Here is a 16,030-nt window from a genome sequence, read left to right as displayed (position 1 = left end):
CGCGATGCGTGGATCCGGGAGAGCGCCGATGGCGGCAGCGGCCGCTGCCGCGGCACTGCTGCTGCTCACCGGCTGCGGCGCCGGCGTGTCCGCAAGTGGCAGCTCCGGCGGGCCCGCTGCCACGACGTCACCGTCCCCCCGCACCGTCACCCGCGAGATCCCCGGCGTGGGCGCGGCCCTGCGGTCGAGGATTCCGGCCGGTGCCCGGCAGATCGTGGCCGTCTACGGCGACAGCGTCACCTCCGCCGACTCGACCGTCGCGCTGTTCACCAGGCAGGGCGGCGGCCTGTGGAAGCGCGAGCGCACCTGGCAGGGGCACAACGGCAAGCGCGGCTGGACCACCGACCATCACGCGGGCGACAACAAGAGCCCGGTCGGCGTCTTCACCCTCTCCGACGCCGGCGGGGTCCTCGCCGACCCGGGCTCCCGGCTGCCGTACCACCGCAGCTCCGCGTTCAAGGCACCCCGCTCCTGGGCCAGGAGCCACTGGCATGACTTCGACCTGGTCATCGCCATCGACTACAACCGGGTCAGGGGCACCTCGCCCATCGACCCCACCCGCCCGCTGGGCGAGTCCAAGGGCGGCAGCATCTGGCTCCACATGGACCACGGCAGCGGCACCTCCGCGTGCGTCAGCCAGTCCAAGGCCGACATGGAGTATCTGCTGCGCACGATTGATCCGGCGAAGCACCCGGTCATCGTGATGGGCGACAAGGCGGACCTGGAGGCCTGACCAGAAGGGGCCCAGGCGCCCAGGGGCCCCGGGGGAGGGGCCCAGTGGCAGGCGCTCTGGCGCCCATCGCCCAACTCACGCTTCACTCCAGTCCCATGAGACAACGACGCGTCATGTCCATGGTCGCGGCCATGCTGGGCCTCGCCCTCCTCGCGGCCCCCGTCGCCGCCGCGCAGACACCCCCGGCCGAGTTCGGCTCCGACTGGCACGACCCGGTGACCGCCGCACCGCCCATAGCCACCCCGGACACCAGATCCTGCACGGTGACCGTCGCCGAGACCCGGTTCAAGGACTTCACCCCGTACACCGGCACCTACACCCCGCCCGCCGCCTGCGGCACCCGCTGGAGCAAGGTCGTCCTGCACCTGGACGGCAGTGTCGCCGGCCGCCAGTACGACCGCCTCGGCTACCTCCACATCGGCGGCGTCGAGGTCCTGCGTACGTCGACCCCCGAGCCGTCGCCCGACGGCATCTCCTGGTCCGTCGAGAAGGACGTCACCCGCTACGCCTCCACCCTGCGGGCCGAGCAGCCCGTCGAGATGCTCATCGGCAACGTCGTGGACGACACCTACACCGGGATCCTCGACGTCAAGGTGACGCTGACCTTCTACACCGCCGCAGGCCGTACGAAGGCCGCCGCCGCCCCCGACCGGGTGATCCCCCTGTCCGGCACCGCCCTCACCACCCCGCGCAACAGCGAGCGCATCGTCGCCGAGGTGTACGCGACCGGCTCCGGCGGCGGCTGCGAGGAGTTCTGGTACCTCGCCGTGCCGCCGGACGTCCCGTACTCCTGCCAGGCCGGCGACGACGGGCCCAACCGGGAGGTGCGGGTCACCGTCGACGGACAACTGGCCGGAATCGCGGCGCCCTTCCCGCACGTATGGACCGGCGGCTGGTCCAACCCCTTCCTCTGGTACGTGATCCCCGGCCCCCGCGCCTTCGACGTCCAGCCCGTCGAGTACGACCTCACGCCCTTCGCCGGGCTGCTCAACGACGGCAAGGAGCACCAGGTCGAGGTCTCGGTGGCCGGAGTGCCCGAGGGCCAGAGCGGCTGGAGTGCGCCCACCAACATTCTGATCTGGCAGGATGCTCACCGGACACACGTCACCGGCGCGCTCACCGTCCACAAGGAGAGCGACCCTGTCGCCGCCACCTCGTACGACCCGGGCGGCTCGGACACCGACCTGCGCACCCTGGACGCCGACGGCAGCCACTCCCTGACCCTCTCCGGGTACGTCAACACCTCGCACGGCCGGGTCACCACCACCGTCCGCCGCACCCTCACCGCCGCCTCCACCCACACCTGGAACGCCGACGAGACCACCGACGCCCTCACCGGCCGCTGGACCGACGACGAGACCCGCACCGTCGACGCCGCCACCACCCGCACCCGGCGCGCCTACACGATGGACGGCGAGATCACGATCGGCTCGGACAACCGGCTGCGCACCGTCATCTCCCTCGGCGACCACAACCGCACCGACACCCGCACCGACACAGGCGTCGTGCGCACCCGGCTCGACGACGCCTACACCGGCGACGCCACCTGGACCCTGGGCGTCCCGCGCGACCAGCGGCAGGCCGTGGGGACCTCCACCGAGCGCTACCGCCTCACCAGCGGCGGCAGTTGCTACGACCGCACCCTCGAGACCGAGCAGGGAACGCTGACCCAGGACCGGCAACGCTGCTGAGAGGGCGGTGTTTTCCTGGCCGTAACACGGGGCTCCTCCCCGGAAATGTCACTCCGGCAAAGTGCCCGGAGGTCGTAACGGAATACGGATTCCGTATTCCGCAAACCGGAAGAAACCCGCAGGAGGAGCCCCCGTGTTGATACGCCGCGCCGCAAGGCTGCTGCGCACCTCGCTGTTCACCCAGGTCGCCGTCGCGCTGGTACTCGGCGTCATCGTCGGCAGACTCTGGCCTGATGCGGGAACCTCGCTCCAGCCGCTGGGCGACGGCTTCACCCGCCTGATCAAGACGGTGATCGCGCCCCTGGTCTTCTGTGTGGTCGTCACCGGCATCGCCAAGGCGGGCAACCTCAAGGCCTTCGGCAGGATCGGCGTCAAGGCACTCATCTGGTTCGAGGTGGCCAGCACCTTCGCGCTGCTCATCGGTCTGCTCGCCGCCAATGTGATCGGCCCCGGCAACGGCATGCACGCCGACCCCGCCAAGCTCGACCCGTCCGCCGTGGACACCAAGACCGGCGGCGGGCACCTGCTCTCGACCTCCGAGTTCATCCTCAACGCCCTCCCGACCAGCGCGGTCGGAGCCTTCGCGGACAACGCGGTCCTCCAGGTCCTCGTGCTCGCCTGCCTGGTCGGGGCGGCCCTGCTGCACCTCGGCACCAAGGTCCCGGCCGTCCTCCCGGCCGTCGAGCAGGTCCAGGACGTCATCTTCACCGTGGTCGGCTACGTCATGCGCCTCGCGCCGATCGCCGTCTTCGGCGCCGCCGCGAGCCTTATCGGCCAGTACGGCCTCAAGGTCATCACCACCTACGGCAAGCTGATCGCGGTCTGCTACGCCGTCGCTCTCCTCTTCCTCGTGCTGCTCGCCGTGGCGCTGCGGCTGCTCACCGGGCTGAGCCTGTGGCAGTTCGTCCGCTACACCCGAGAGGAGATGCTGCTCGCGCTGGGCACCGCCTCCTCCGAGACCGTGATGCCGCGCATGATGGAGAAGCTGCGCGCGGCCGGCTGCCGCGACGACGCCGTGGGCCTGGTACTGCCCACCGGCTACTCCTTCAACCTCGACGGCGCGTCCATCTACCTCTCGGTCGGCACCCTGTTCATCGCGCAGGCCGTGGGCGTGGACCTGAGCCTCAGTCAGCAGATCACCGTCGTCCTCGTCCTGATGCTGACCAGCAAGGGCATGGCCGGCGTACCCGGATCCGCCTTCCTCGCGCTGTCCGCGACCGCCTCGACCCTCGGCGTCATCCCGGCCGGAGCGGTGGCGCTGCTGCTGGGCGTGGACCGGATCATGGACTCGATGCGGGTGGCGACCAACCTGCTGGGCAACTGCGTCGCCGTCTTCGTGGTCTCCCGGTGGGAGGGGGCGCTCGACACGGAGCGGGCCAGGAGCGTACTGGCGGGCGAGCCGGTCGCGGAGGCGCCGTCCGAGCCGTCCGAGCCTGCCGTGCCGGACGAAGTGCAGGAGGAGCAGCCGGTCACCACGGGAGGCTGAGAACGCTCCCTCCGGCTAGGGCCTGTCCGGGCGATCATGGGCGGTCCAGGCGTCGTCTGGTGTGGTGCATCGCAAGGCGCCGGAATGCCCGCAGACTGGTTCGTCTGTGGGCTTTTCGGCAACGCCGCGAGGTGCCGTGCCAGGCGGCGAAGGGGCCGTTCATGATCGCCCGGACAGGCCCTAGGCTCAGCAGCGGCCCGGTGCGGTGTCCAGGACGGCGAGCAGCGCCGTCAGGGACTCGCGCTGGGCCGCGTCCAGTGGTGCGAGCAGTTCCTCGGCGGCCTCCCGGCGCGCGCGGCGGAGGCCGGCCAGCAGATCACTGCCCGCATCCGTGAGCGTCACGCGCATGACGCGCCGGTTGGCCGGATCCTGCGTTCGGGAGGCGTAATGGGCCTCCTCCAGCGCGTCCACCAGTGTCGTGACCGCGCGCGGCACCACGTCGAGGCGCTCCGCGAGATCCGCCATCCGCGGCGGCTGCTCGCCGTGCCGCTGGGTGTGGTCGAGGATGCGCAGGACGTGCGCCTGGGCCGGGGTGATGCCGACCGGGGCGAGCCGTTGCGAATGGGCCCGGCGCAGCCGCTTGGTGAGGCGCAGCAGTTGGTCGGCGAGCTGGCCGGTGGTCTCGTCGGTATCGGCAGCCGTGGCACGGGGTTCCATGCGGGAATACTATCAGGACCAAGCTCATTGTGAGCATAGGTAACAATGCCCTATGCTCTGAATCGTTGCCCTGACACCCCCTTCCCTGGAGAAGCCTTTGCACCCCGATCAAGAACGTCCACCGAAGTGGACCCCGCCGGCCAAGGACCCCGGCAAACCCGCCGACGTACGCCGCGTCCTGCGGCTCTTCCGCCCCTACCGGGGCCGCCTCGCCGTCGTCGGACTGCTGGTCGCCGCGGCGTCCCTGGTCTCCGTCGCCTCGCCCTTCCTGCTGCGCGAGATCCTCGACGTGGCGATCCCGCAGGGCCGCACCGGGCTGCTCAGCCTGCTCGCCCTCGGCATGATCGCCACCGCCGTCCTCAACAGCGTCTTCGGCGTCCTGCAGACGCTGATCTCCACGACCGTCGGCCAGCGCGTCATGCACGACCTGCGCACCGCGGTCTACGCACAGCTGCAGCGCATGTCGCTCGCCTTCTTCACCCGCACGCGCACCGGCGAGGTGCAGTCGCGGATCGCCAACGACATCGGTGGCATGCAGGCCACCGTCACCTCGACCGCGACCTCCCTGGTCTCCAACCTCACCGCGGTCATCGCCTCCGTCGTCGCCATGCTCGCCCTCGACTGGCGGCTCACCGTCGTCTCTCTGCTCCTGCTGCCGGTCTTCGTCTGGATCAGCCGTCGCGTCGGCCGCGAACGCCGGAAGATCACCACCCACCGGCAGAAGCAGATGGCCGCGATGTCCGCGATCGTCACCGAGTCGCTGTCCGTCAGCGGCATCCTGCTCGGCCGCACCATGGGCCGCGCCGACTCCCTGACCAAGGACTTCGCGCAGGAGTCCGAGCAGCTCGTGGACCTCGAAGTGCGCTCCAACATGGCCGGGCGATGGCGCATGTCGGTCATCGGCATCGTCATGGCCGCCATGCCCGCGCTGATCTACTGGGCCGCGGGCCTGGCCGGCACCGCCGTCTCCATCGGCACCCTCGTCGCCTTCGTCTCGCTGCAGCAGGGCCTGTTCCGCCCGACCGTGAGCCTGCTCCAGACCGGCGTCCAGGTGCAGACCTCGCTCGCGCTCTTCCAGCGCATCTTCGAGTACCTCGAACTGCCGGTCGACATCACCGAGCGCCCCGACCCGGTCCGCCTCGCGCGTGTGCGCGGTGACGTCCGCTTCGAGGAGGTCGACTTCTCCTACGACCCCGCCTCCGGCCACAAGACCCTCGACGGCATCGACCTCACCGTCCCGGCCGGCGGCAGCCTCGCCATCGTCGGCGCCACCGGCTCCGGCAAGAGCACCCTCAGCTATCTCGTCCCCCGGCTCTACGACGTCACCGGCGGCCGCGTCACCATCGACGGCACCGATGTCCGCGACCTCTCCTTCGACACCCTCGCCGAGACCGTCGGCGTCGTCTCCCAGGAGACCTACCTCTTCCACGCCTCCGTCGCCGACAACCTCCGCTTCGCCAGGCCCGACGCCACGGACGCGGAGATCACCGCCGCCGCCCGCGCCGCCCAGATCCACGACCACATCGCCGCCCTCCCCGACGGCTACGACACCCTCGTCGGCGAACGCGGCTACCGCTTCTCCGGCGGCGAGAAGCAGCGCCTCGCCATCGCCCGCACCATCCTTCGCGACCCGCCGGTCCTCATCCTCGACGAGGCCACCAGCGCGCTCGACACGCGCACCGAGTACGCCGTCCAGGAAGCGATCGACGCGCTCTCCGCGGGGCGTACGACGATCACCATCGCGCACCGGCTGTCCACCGTGCGCGACGCCGACCAGATCGTCGTCCTCGACCACGGCCACATCGTGGAACGCGGCAGCCACGACGAGCTGCTCGCGCTGGACGGCCGTTACGCGGCGCTGGTGCGGCGCGACTCCGAGCTTGCGCCCACCCCTTGAACGCGCACGCCGTGGCCCCCGTACGGTGAACAACCGGTCCGCCCGTACCGGGAGATCGCCACGCCGCCGCTGAAAGGCCCCACCCGATGCCCATGTCCGACCGTTCCGCCCACCGGCTCGCCCGTCTGCTCGCCACGATGGGGACAGCCCACTTCGTCGTGCCCCGGCCGTTCGACGCGATCGTCCCGCGCTCCCTTCCGGGCGACGCGCGCACCTGGACGTATGTGAGCGGCGCGGCCGAACTGGCCCTCGCGGCGGGCATCGCGCTGCCCCGCACCCGCCGCGTGAGCGGGCTGCTGGCGGCGGGGCTGTTCACCGCGGTGTTCCCGGCCAACGTCAAGATGGCCAGGGACTGGCGCGACCGCCCGGCCCCGCTCAAGGCGGTCGCGTACGCCCGGCTGCCGCTGCAGGCCCCGCTGGTGCTGTGGGCCCTCCAGGTGAGCCGGGCCGCCGAACGCTGACCCGCCGGTGTCAGTGGTGGCACCTAGGCTCGAAAGGTGACCTCTCCGTCCAGCGCTTCCGTTGCCGTGGCCGCCGATGCCGTAGGACCGGGCGGGCTGCTGGTGCGGGTGCGCGCGGACGGCACACCCGAGGGCGTGCCCGAACGTGCGGCCGATCTGGCGGCGGCCGTCGCGCGGCGGGAGGAACAGGAGCGGCCCCGATGGGTGTGGGCCGCCACCGAGGATCTCTATCCGCGGCTGCTGGAGCGGCTGCCACGGCGTCTCGCGCGCTGTCACGACCTGAAGCTCGTCGAGACGCTGCTGCTCGGCCACGAGGAGCGCCACGGGCTGCCGCGCTCGCTCGGCGCGGCCTGGGCGCGGCTGCGCGGGCTGCCGGTGCCCGTCGATCCGTCGGAGGGAGCCGCCGACGACCAGCCGGTGCTGTTCGCGGCGGACCGGCAGCGGCTGCCGCCGGAAGCGGACCCGCTGGAGGCGGTCGTCGCGGTCCACGCGGACCAGCAGCGCCGGATCGGGCTCGCGGAGCACCCGGAGCGGATGCGGCTGCTGTGCGCGGCCGAGTCGGCGGGGGCACTGGCGGCGGCGGAGATGTCGTACGACGGGCTGCCCTGGAGCGCGCCCGCGCATGACGAGCTGCTCACCGCACTGCTGGGCCCGCGCCCGGCGGGCGGAGCGCGGCCCAAGCTGCTCGGTGAGCTCGCGACGCAGATCCAGGACGCGCTGGGCCGGCCGGTGAACCCCGACTCGCCCGCCCAGCTGCTGCCCGCCTTCGCGCGCGTCGGCGTACAGGTCACCTCCACCCGCTCCCACGTGCTGCGCGAGGTGGACCACCCGGCCGCCGCCCTCCTGCTGCGCTACAAGGAGCTGTCCCGGATCCACTCCGCTCACGGCTGGGCCTGGCGCGAACAGTGGGCGCCCGCAGGAAGGTTCCGCCCCGAGTACGTCGTCGGCGGCGTCGTCTCCGGGCGCTGGGCCACCCGGGGCGGCGGGGCGCTGCAGATCCCGCGCTCCCTGCGGGCCGCCGTGGTCGCCGAACCCGGACACCGGCTGGTGGTCGCCGACGCCGGGCAGCTGGAGCCCCGCGTACTCGCCGCGATGTCCGGCGACGCGGGCCTGGCGGCGGCAGCCGCCGAGGGCGATCTGTACGCGGCCCTGGCCCGCACCGCGTTCGACGGCGACCGCCAGCGCGCCAAGCTCGGGCTGCTGGGCGCCATGTACGGGCAGACCAGCGGCGAGGTCCGGCCGCTGCTCGACGTGCTGCGGCGGCGCTTCCCCGACGCGATGCGGCTCGTGGAGTCCGCCGCCCGCACCGGCGAGGCGGGCGGTCTGGTCCGCTCCCGGCTGGGCCGGACCTCGCCGCCGCCGTCCAGGGAACGCCAGGACATGAGCGATGGCGACGCCCGGGCCTGGGGCCGCTTCACCCGCAACTTCGTCATCCAGGCCAGCGCCGCCGAATGGGCCCTGGCCATGCTGGCGTCACTGCGCCTGCGCCTGGCCGCACTCGGCGGCGGTCCGCGTCTGGTGTTCTTCCAGCACGACGAGATCGTCGTCCACACCCCCGAGGAGCAGGCCGGCGCCGTCGAGGCGGCCGTCACCGAGGCGGCCGGCGAGGCCAGCCGGCTGGTGTTCGGCCCGACACCGGTGCTGTTCCCGCTGGAGACCCATGCCGTGAAGTGCTACGCGGACGCCAAGTAGCGCGAGTTCAGACCGGGTCCCACGGCGCGTCGTCGAACAGCCGCGCCAGCGTGCCCAGCAGCTCCGCGTCCACCGGCAGCCGATGGCCGTCGATGGCGCCGACCGCCGCCACGCCGTGCGAGTTGGAGACGAAAGCCCCCTCGTACGCCCCGGACTCCACATCGGCCATGCGCACCGGGCGGTGCGCCCACGGCACCCCGTGCAGGGTCAGCTGCCGTTGCAGCACCTGCATCGAGATCCCGGCCAGCGCGGGCGCGTCCGGCCACACGACCGTGCCGTCCGCCACGAAGCCGATATTGGTGATGGCACCCTCGGCGATCGTGCCGTCGGGCGCCACGAGCAGCGCCTCGTCGAAGCCCTCCGCCGCCACGCGGTCGCGGTAGTACCCCTGGGCGAACCCGCCGAGGGACTTCAGATGGGCGACGGGACGCTGGTACGGAACGGACCGCAGGCGCTGCGGCCCGCCGGGCGGCGCGGCGGGCCCACGCACGGTCACCATGAACGACAGGTCGTCACCGGGCCCGCCGGGGCGGAAGACGTGGACCCGCACGGACGCGTCGCTGATGCTGTCACCGAGGGCGTGCCGGATGTGCGCGCGGACGAGCTCGCCGTCCAGCCCGGTGTCCCACAGTTCCCGTGAGGCGGTGTCCAGCCGGGACAGATGCAGGTCCATCGCGCGCACCCGCCGGTCCCGTACCTGCATGGCGGTGAAGTGCCCGTAGCCGGAGAGAGCGGGGTGCAGTAACTGCCCGGCGGTGGCCGGCCGGCCGTCGATCTCGACGATGGGAAGGATCGGTTCAGTCATGGGTGACGAGTATGACCTCAAGGGTGCGCGGGCCGTGCACGCCCTCCACCCGGTCGAGTTCGATGTCGCTGGTCGCCGAGGGCCCCGAGATCCAGGTCAGCGGCCGTGCCGGGTCCAGCCGTTCCAGCCCCTGCGGCACCGAGTCGACGACCCGCTCCGGCACCCGTACGACGCAGATGTGGTGGTCCGGGACCAGGGTGATCCGGCGGCGGCCCTGGTCGGGAGAGGCGTCCAGGACGATGGTGCCGGTCTCGGCGATGGCGACGGCGCAGCCGGTGACCACGCTGTCCACGGCGTCGAGCTGCCCGTGGGTCAGCTCGGCGGTATCCGTCATGCGCGTGACGCCTTCCACCGCCGCGAGCCACTGCGGCGGCAGGCCCGGCGGCACGACGAGACTGCGGGCCCCGCGCCCGGCGAGCAGCGCCGCGATCCGGGCGGGGAGCTCGGCATCGGTGGTGCGGTGCACGACGGCCCGGTAGTCCGCGAGGTTCTCGGCGAGCAGATCGGCGGCCTGCGCGGCGTCGCGTTCGGCGTGCACGCGCAGGTAGTCGCGGACCACCGGCACGTCGTCGGGGGACTCCGAGCGCGGCACGTCCGCCAGCGCTCGGCGGATCCGTCCCAGAACCTGGTCGCGAGTGCTCATGCGGAGGGGCCCTCCTTGCCACGGGTGCGCTGCCACCAGTCGCGGAACGACTCGGCCGGCACGGCGGGGATGTCGCGGGTCTCGGTCCAGGCACTGCCGGGCCCGGGGAAGCCCTTGGGAAGGCGCTTGGGATGCAGCCGCCGGGTGCGGGCGGCCAGCCGCTGGCCGCCGCGCAGCGCGGCCGGGTGGTCCAGCGCCCAGCGGGCGGCGCGCATGGCGGCCCGCTCGGCGGCATGTCCCTTGGCGGGCTTGATGGTGGTCCTGTTGCCGCGCAAAGTCACCTCACCGCCCTGTACGACGCGCTCGCGCAGGTGGACCAGCACTTCCGGGATGTCGATGGCGACCGGGCACACCTCGTAGCACGCCCCGCACAGCGAGGACGCGTACGGCAGCGAGGCGTCCAGCTCGCTGCCGGTGCCGCGCAGTTGCGGCGTGAGGATCGCGCCGATCGGCCCGGGGTAGGCGGAGCCGTAGGCGTGCCCGCCGGCCCGTTCGTACACCGGGCAGACGTTGAGGCAGGCCGAGCAGCGGATGCAGCGCAGTGCCTGGCGGCCGACGGTGTCGGCGAGGGTGTCGGTGCGGCCGTTGTCGATCAGGACGAGGTGGAAGGTCTGCGGACCGTCCTCGGCGGTCGTGCCGGTCCACATCGAGGTGTACGGGTTCATCCGCTCGGCGGTGGACGAGCGGGGGAGCAGCTGGAGATAGACCTCCAGGTCCTGCCAGGTCGGCACGACCTTCTCGATGCCCACGACGGAGATCAGGGTCTCGGGCAGGGTCAGGCACATCCGGCCGTTGCCCTCGGACTCCACGACCACCATGGTGCCGGTCTCCGCCACCATGAAGTTGGCCCCCGAGATCCCGACCTTCGCCCGCAGGAACTTCTCCCGCAGATGCAGCCGCGCCGCCTCCGCCAGCTCGGCGGGCCGGTCGGTGAGCCCCTCGGGCGCCGGGCGGCCCCAGTTGCCCATCTCCTCGCGGAAGATGTCACGGATCTCGGAGCGGTTGCGGTGGATCGCCGGAACCAGGATGTGCGAGGGCAGATCGTCGCCGAGCTGCACGATCAGCTCCGCCAGATCCGTTTCGTACGCCCGGATCCCGGCTTCCGCCAGCGCGTCGTTGAGGCCGATCTCCTGGGTGGCCATCGACTTGACCTTCACGACCTCGGTCTCGCCGGTCATCCGGACCAGCTCGGTCACGATCCGGTTCGCCTCGTCGGCGTCCGCCGCCCAGTGGACATGGCCGCCCGCCGCTTCCACCGCCGCCTCGACCTGCTCCAGGTAGTGGTCGAGATGGCGCAGCGTACGGTCCTTGATCGCGGCCCCCGCGGAGCGCAGCTGAGCCCAGTCGGCCAGTTCGGCCACCGCCTTGGCGCGCTTGTCGCGGATGGTGTGCGTCGCATGGGTGAGATTGGCCCGCATGCGCAGGTCGCGAGTCGACTCCGACGCGGCCTTGGGGAAGGCCGGCATGCCCAGATACGTACCGCTCATCGGATGTCTCCCAGAACGTCTCCGAGCACGAAGGGCTGCTCCTCGGTGGAGGCGAGGATCTCGGCGATGTGCAGCGGCCTGGTCGGTGAGCCGAGCCGGGCCAGGGTGCCGCCGATGTGCATCAGGCACGAGTTGTCGACGGTGCAGACCGCCGCCGCCCCCGTCTCGCCGATGTGCCGGGCCTTGTCGGCGCCCATCGCCGCGGACACGGCCGCGTTCTTGACGGCGAAGGTGCCGCCGAAGCCGCAGCACTCCTGCGCGCCGGGCAGCTCGCGCAGCTCCAGGCCCTTCACATGGCTCAGCAGCTCCACCGGCCGCCGGCCGAGCCCCAGCATGCGCAGGCCGTGACAGGTCGGATGATAGGTGACGGTGTGCGGGAAGTACGCGCCCACGTCGGTCACCCCGAGCACGTCGACCAGGAACTCGGTGAGCTCATATGTCCTGGGCACGACGGAGTCGGCGATCCGCGCCAGCTCCTCTCCGCGCCCCTCGGCGGCCGCCTTCGCGCCGATCCGCGGATAGTTGTCCCGGACCATGGCCGCGCAGGACCCGGACGGCGTGACGATGTGGTCGTAGTCCGCGAAAGCCCGTGCGTAGCGGCGTACCAGGGGCTCGGTCTCATGGCGGTAGCCGGTGTTGAACTGAGCCTGCCCGCAGCAGGTCTGCGCCGCCGGGAAGTCCACCTCCACGCCGAGCCGCTCCAGAAGCGTGACCACCGCCCGCCCGGTGTCCGGGTAGAGCGTGTCGTTCACGCAGGTCACGAAGAGCGCAACGCGCATGCTGCCTCCTCCCAGAGTGTGCTGTCGCCCGAAGGCTCATACTGCCTCAGTGGCTGCGTGCTGTGAAGCAGAGATCGGATGTCTGCGAGTCCTCCGCTGATCACACCGGCCGCCCGGGCCTGCACCAGCACATTGCCGAGCGCCGCCGCCTCGGCGGGACCCGCCACCACCGGCAGCCCGCAGGCATCCGCCGTCAGCCGGCACAGCAGCTCGTTGTGCGCCCCGCCGCCGACGATATGGACCACGTCCACCTCCCGGCCCGAGAGGCGCTTCGCGTCCTCGATCGCCAGGCGGTGCGCCAGCGCCAGCGAGTCCAGGACACAGCGCACCGTCTCCGCCGCGTCACGCGGCACCGGCTGCCCCGTGCGGCGGCACGCCTGCGCGATACGGTCCGGCATTCCGCCCGGCGGCAGGAAGACCGGGTCGGCCGCGTCCACGACCGAGCGCAGGGGCGCCGCCTCTGCGGCCTGGGCGAGCAGATGCGGCAGATCGAAACGGATGCCCTGGGCCTCCCAGTCCCGCAGGCTCTCCTGCAGCAGCCACAGGCCCATGATGTTGCGCAGATAGCGGACCGTGCCGTCCACGCCCAGCTCATTGGTGAAGTTCGCGGCCCTGGACTCCTCGGTGAGGACGGGCGCGTCCAGCTCCAGCCCGGCCAGTGACCACGTGCCGCACGAGATGTACGCGAACCGGTCCGTGCGCGCCGGCACCGCGGCCACCGCCGACGCCGTGTCGTGCGAGCCGACCGCCACCACCGGCACCGGGCCTTCCAGCCCGGTCTCCGCCAGCACCTCCGGCCGCAGCTCCCCGGCCGGGTCACCCGGCCTGCGCAGCGGCGCGAACAGCGGCATCGGGATCCCGAGGCGCTCCGCGATGCCCTGCGCCCAGTCGCCCGTGCGCGGGTCCAGCAGCTGCGTCGTCGAGGCGTTCGTCAGCTCGGTCCCCGCCGTGCCCGTCAGCCAGTACGAGATCAGGTCCGGCATCAGCAGCAGCTGTTGCGCCGCCGCCAGCTGGGGTGTGCCGGCCGCCGCCACGAGCTGGTAGAGCGTGTTGAAGGGCGCGTACTGCAGACCGGTCGCCGCGTACAGCTCCTGCGGCGGCATGGTCTGCCACACCTTCTCCGGTACGCCCTCGGTGCGCGTGTCGCGATAGTGCACGGGGTTGCCGAGGAGCGTGCCGTCCGCCGCGAGCAGCCCGTAGTCCACGGCCCAGGTGTCGATCCCGACCGAGGTGACCGGGCCCGCCGCGCGCAGTCCGTCCAGTACGCCGCGGTAGAGGGCGAGCACGTCCCAGTGGAGCGTGCCGGCCGTACGCACGGGGCGGTTGGGGAAGCGGTGGACCTCTTCGAGGTCCAGTACGCCGGGTGCGACACGGCCGACCATGACGCGGCCGCTGGACGCGCCGAGGTCGACTGCCGCGAAGGCGGCGGGTGGGGTGGGTGTCACGTTCTTACCTCGGCTGTGTGGGTGATTGCGGTTCGTTGGCGGCTGCGGGCCGGTGGCCGCCAACGACCTTCTGGGGGTGCCCCCTCTGGGGGAGTGTCCTCAAACGCCGGACGGGCTGAATGCCTACCGCAGGAACGCAGCCGCGACGCCCGCGTCCACCGGGACGTGCAGCCCCGTCGTGTGGGTGAGGTCGCCGCCCGTCAGGGCGAAGACCGCGTTGGCGACGTGCTCGGGCAGTACTTCCCGCTTGAGCAGGGTCCGCTGCGCGTAGAACTCGCCGAGCTTCTCCTCGTCCACCCCGTAGACGGCGGCGCGCTTCGCGCCCCAGCCGCCCGCGAAGATGCCGGAGCCGCGCACGACGCCGTCGGGGTTGATGCCGTTGACGCGGATGCCGTGTTCGCCGAGTTCGGCGGCGAGGAGGCGGACCTGGTGGGCCTGGTCGGCCTTGGTGGCGGAGTAGGCGATGTTGTTGGGGCCGGCGAAGACGGCGTTCTTGCTGGCGATGTAGACGATGTCGCCGCCGAGGCCCTGGGCGATCATCACGCGGGCGGCCTCGCGCGAGACGAGGAAGGAGCCGCGGGCCATGATGTCGTGCTGGAGGTCCCAGTCCTTGGCGGTGGTCTCCAGGAGTGGCTTGGAGATGGAGATGCCGGCGTTGTTGACGACCAGGTCGATGCCGCCGAAGGCGAGCAGGGCCTCGTCGAAGGCGGCGGCGATCTGCTCCTCGCTCGTGACGTCGACCGTGACCGCGACCGCCTTGTCGGGGCCGCCGAGCTCTTCCGCCACCGCCGCCGCGTTCTCCGCGTTGAGGTCGGCGACGACCACGACCGCACCCTCGGCGGCCAGCCGCTGGGCGATGGCCTTGCCGATGCCGGAGCCGGCGCCGGTCACGAGGGCGATACGGGTCGCCAGCGGCTTCGGCGCGGGCATGCGCCGCAGCTTGGCCTCCTCCAGCTCCCAGTACTCGATGCGGAACTTCTCGGACTCCTCGATCGGCTTGTACGTGGAGACGGCCTCGGCGCCGCGCATGACGTTGATCGCGTTGACGTAGAACTCGCCCGCGACGCGCGCGGTCTGCTTGTCCTTGCCGTACGAGAACATTCCGACGCCGGGGATCAGGATGATCGCCGGATCCGCGCCGCGCAGCGCGGGGGAGTCGGTGGTCGCGTGCCGCTCGTAGTACGCGCGGTATTCGGCGCGGTATTCGGCGTGCAGTTCCTTCAGGCGCGCGATGGCCTGGTCCAGCGGGGCCCCGGCGGGGAGGTCGAGGACGAGCGGGCGGACCTTGGTGCGCAGGAAGTGGTCGGGGCATGAGGTGCCGAGCGCGGCGAGGCGCGGGTGCTCGGCGCGGGCCAGGAAGTCCAGGACGGGCTCGGAGTCGGTGAAGTGGCCGACCTGGGGACGGTCGGCGGAGGCGATCGCACGCAGCACGGGGGCCAGCGCGGCGGCCCGCGCGCGCCGGTCGGCGGCGGGCAGCGGCTCGTAACCGTCGAGTACGGGGCCGAAGGGCTCGGCCTTGCCGCGCTGCTGGAGGAAGGTCTCGGCGGTACGGATCATGCGCAGCGAGTTCGCCTCGCACTCGTCCGAGGTGGCCCCCCAGGCGGTGATGCCGTGGCCGCCGAGAACGCAGCCGATGGCCTGCGGGTTGGCGGCCTTGACGGCGGCGATGTCCAGGCCGAGCTGGAAGCCGGGGCGGCGCCAGGGCACCCACACCACCTCGTCGCCGAAGCACTCCTTGGTGAGGGCCTCGCCGTCGGCGGCGCAGGCGAGGGCAATTCCGGAGTCCGGGTGCAGGTGGTCGACGTGGGCGGCGTCGACCAGGCCGTGCATCGCGGTGTCGATGGACGGGGCCGCCCCGCCCTTGCCGTGCAGGCAGTAGTCGAAGGCGGCGACCATCTCGTCCTCGCGCTCCACTCCCGGGTAGACGCCCTTCAGCGCGCGCAGCCGGTCGAGCCGCAGCACGGCGAGCCCGCCCTCGGTCAGCGTCCCCAGGTCGCCGCCCGACCCCTTGACCCACATCAGCTCGGTCTCCTGCCCGGTGACGGGGTCGGTGGCGGAGCCCTTGGCGGACGTGTTGCCGCCCGCGTAGTTGGTGTTGCGCGGATCTGCGCCGAGCCGGTGCGAGCGCGTCAGGAGCGCGGCGGCCTCGGGGTGTGGTTCTGGGGTCATCTGCGGGTCCCTGGGGGTTCTGGTGCGGATTCGTTGGTGATGCGCATCGTGATGACGCGCGGGCCGTGGCGGGCTGGTCGCTCAG

13 protein-coding genes are annotated in these 16,030 nt (G+C 72.1%); 6 read left to right on the top strand and 7 right to left on the bottom strand.

What is annotated here, in order from left to right:
- The first annotated feature begins 28 nt into the window (after window positions 1–28).
- The 3 genes from OG607_RS04130 to OG607_RS04120 all read left to right on the top strand — a co-directional run bounded on the left by OG607_RS04130 (window position 29) and on the right by OG607_RS04120 (window position 3,910).
- Window positions 29–733 carry a hypothetical protein gene (locus tag OG607_RS04130; protein ID WP_405718866.1) on the top strand — a complete coding sequence of 235 codons (705 nt, stop codon included), beginning with the start codon at window positions 29–31 and terminating at the stop codon, window positions 731–733.
- A 95-nt stretch (window positions 734–828) separates the two neighbouring features.
- Window positions 829–2,424: a peptide-N4-asparagine amidase gene (locus tag OG607_RS04125; RefSeq protein WP_405718863.1), complete on the top strand. Its 1,596-nt coding sequence runs from the start codon at window positions 829–831 to the stop codon at window positions 2,422–2,424.
- A gap of 133 nt (window positions 2,425–2,557) precedes the next feature.
- Entirely contained in the window at window positions 2,558–3,910 is a 1,353-nt protein-coding gene (locus tag OG607_RS04120) for a cation:dicarboxylate symporter family transporter (protein WP_405718860.1), read from the top strand.
- Window positions 3,911–4,096: 186 nt separating this feature from the next.
- Here OG607_RS04120 and OG607_RS04115 read toward each other — a convergent pair whose 3' ends face one another.
- A complete protein-coding gene (locus tag OG607_RS04115) occupies window positions 4,097–4,567 on the bottom strand; it encodes a MarR family winged helix-turn-helix transcriptional regulator (protein WP_405718857.1) in 471 nt (156 codons plus the stop codon).
- 97 nt (window positions 4,568–4,664) lie between these two features.
- Between OG607_RS04115 and OG607_RS04110 the strand changes: the two genes are divergently transcribed.
- The 3 genes from OG607_RS04110 to OG607_RS04100 all read left to right on the top strand — a co-directional run bounded on the left by OG607_RS04110 (window position 4,665) and on the right by OG607_RS04100 (window position 8,617).
- Window positions 4,665–6,464, top strand: coding sequence for an ABC transporter ATP-binding protein (locus OG607_RS04110; protein ID WP_405718855.1), 1,800 nt, complete (start codon window positions 4,665–4,667; stop codon window positions 6,462–6,464).
- Between the two features lie 86 nt (window positions 6,465–6,550).
- Window positions 6,551–6,925, top strand: a complete 375-nt coding sequence (locus OG607_RS04105) for a hypothetical protein (protein ID WP_405718852.1) — start codon at window positions 6,551–6,553, stop codon at window positions 6,923–6,925.
- Window positions 6,926–6,961: 36 nt separating this feature from the next.
- A complete protein-coding gene (locus tag OG607_RS04100; RefSeq protein WP_405718850.1) occupies window positions 6,962–8,617 on the top strand; it encodes a bifunctional 3'-5' exonuclease/DNA polymerase in 1,656 nt (551 codons plus the stop codon).
- A 7-nt stretch (window positions 8,618–8,624) separates the two neighbouring features.
- Here OG607_RS04100 and OG607_RS04095 read toward each other — a convergent pair whose 3' ends face one another.
- From OG607_RS04095 to OG607_RS04070, 6 genes are all read right to left on the bottom strand, one after another.
- Window positions 8,625–9,422: an aminotransferase class IV gene (locus OG607_RS04095; protein WP_405718848.1), complete on the bottom strand. Its 798-nt coding sequence runs from the start codon at window positions 9,420–9,422 to the stop codon at window positions 8,625–8,627.
- The gene (locus OG607_RS04090; protein WP_405718845.1) at window positions 9,415–10,065 is read right to left on the bottom strand and encodes a lactate utilization protein C; all 651 of its coding nucleotides are present in this window, start codon (window positions 10,063–10,065) and stop codon (window positions 9,415–9,417) included. Before OG607_RS04090 ends, OG607_RS04095 begins: the two co-directional genes overlap by 8 nt.
- The gene (locus OG607_RS04085; RefSeq protein ID WP_405718843.1) at window positions 10,062–11,552 is read right to left on the bottom strand and encodes a lactate utilization protein B; all 1,491 of its coding nucleotides are present in this window, start codon (window positions 11,550–11,552) and stop codon (window positions 10,062–10,064) included. The genes OG607_RS04090 and OG607_RS04085 overlap by 4 nt, the downstream gene beginning before the upstream one ends.
- A complete protein-coding gene (locus OG607_RS04080) occupies window positions 11,549–12,331 on the bottom strand; it encodes a (Fe-S)-binding protein (RefSeq protein WP_405718840.1) in 783 nt (260 codons plus the stop codon). Before OG607_RS04080 ends, OG607_RS04085 begins: the two co-directional genes overlap by 4 nt.
- Complete coding sequence (locus OG607_RS04075) at window positions 12,310–13,713, bottom strand: rhamnulokinase family protein (protein WP_405736534.1); 1,404 nt, start codon at window positions 13,711–13,713, stop codon at window positions 12,310–12,312. Before OG607_RS04075 ends, OG607_RS04080 begins: the two co-directional genes overlap by 22 nt.
- A 186-nt stretch (window positions 13,714–13,899) precedes the next feature.
- Window positions 13,900–15,945, bottom strand: a complete 2,046-nt coding sequence (locus tag OG607_RS04070) for a bifunctional aldolase/short-chain dehydrogenase (RefSeq protein ID WP_405718837.1) — start codon at window positions 15,943–15,945, stop codon at window positions 13,900–13,902.
- Window positions 15,946–16,030: the final 85 nt, after the last annotated feature.

The sequence above is a fragment of the Streptomyces sp. NBC_01537 genome, assembly GCF_045040445.1.
In the GTDB taxonomy this organism is placed as follows: Bacteria; Actinomycetota; Actinomycetes; order Streptomycetales; family Streptomycetaceae; genus Actinacidiphila.
The sequence above is the reverse complement of the archived record's forward strand: the minus strand, read 5'-3'. Positions and strand labels throughout refer to the sequence as shown.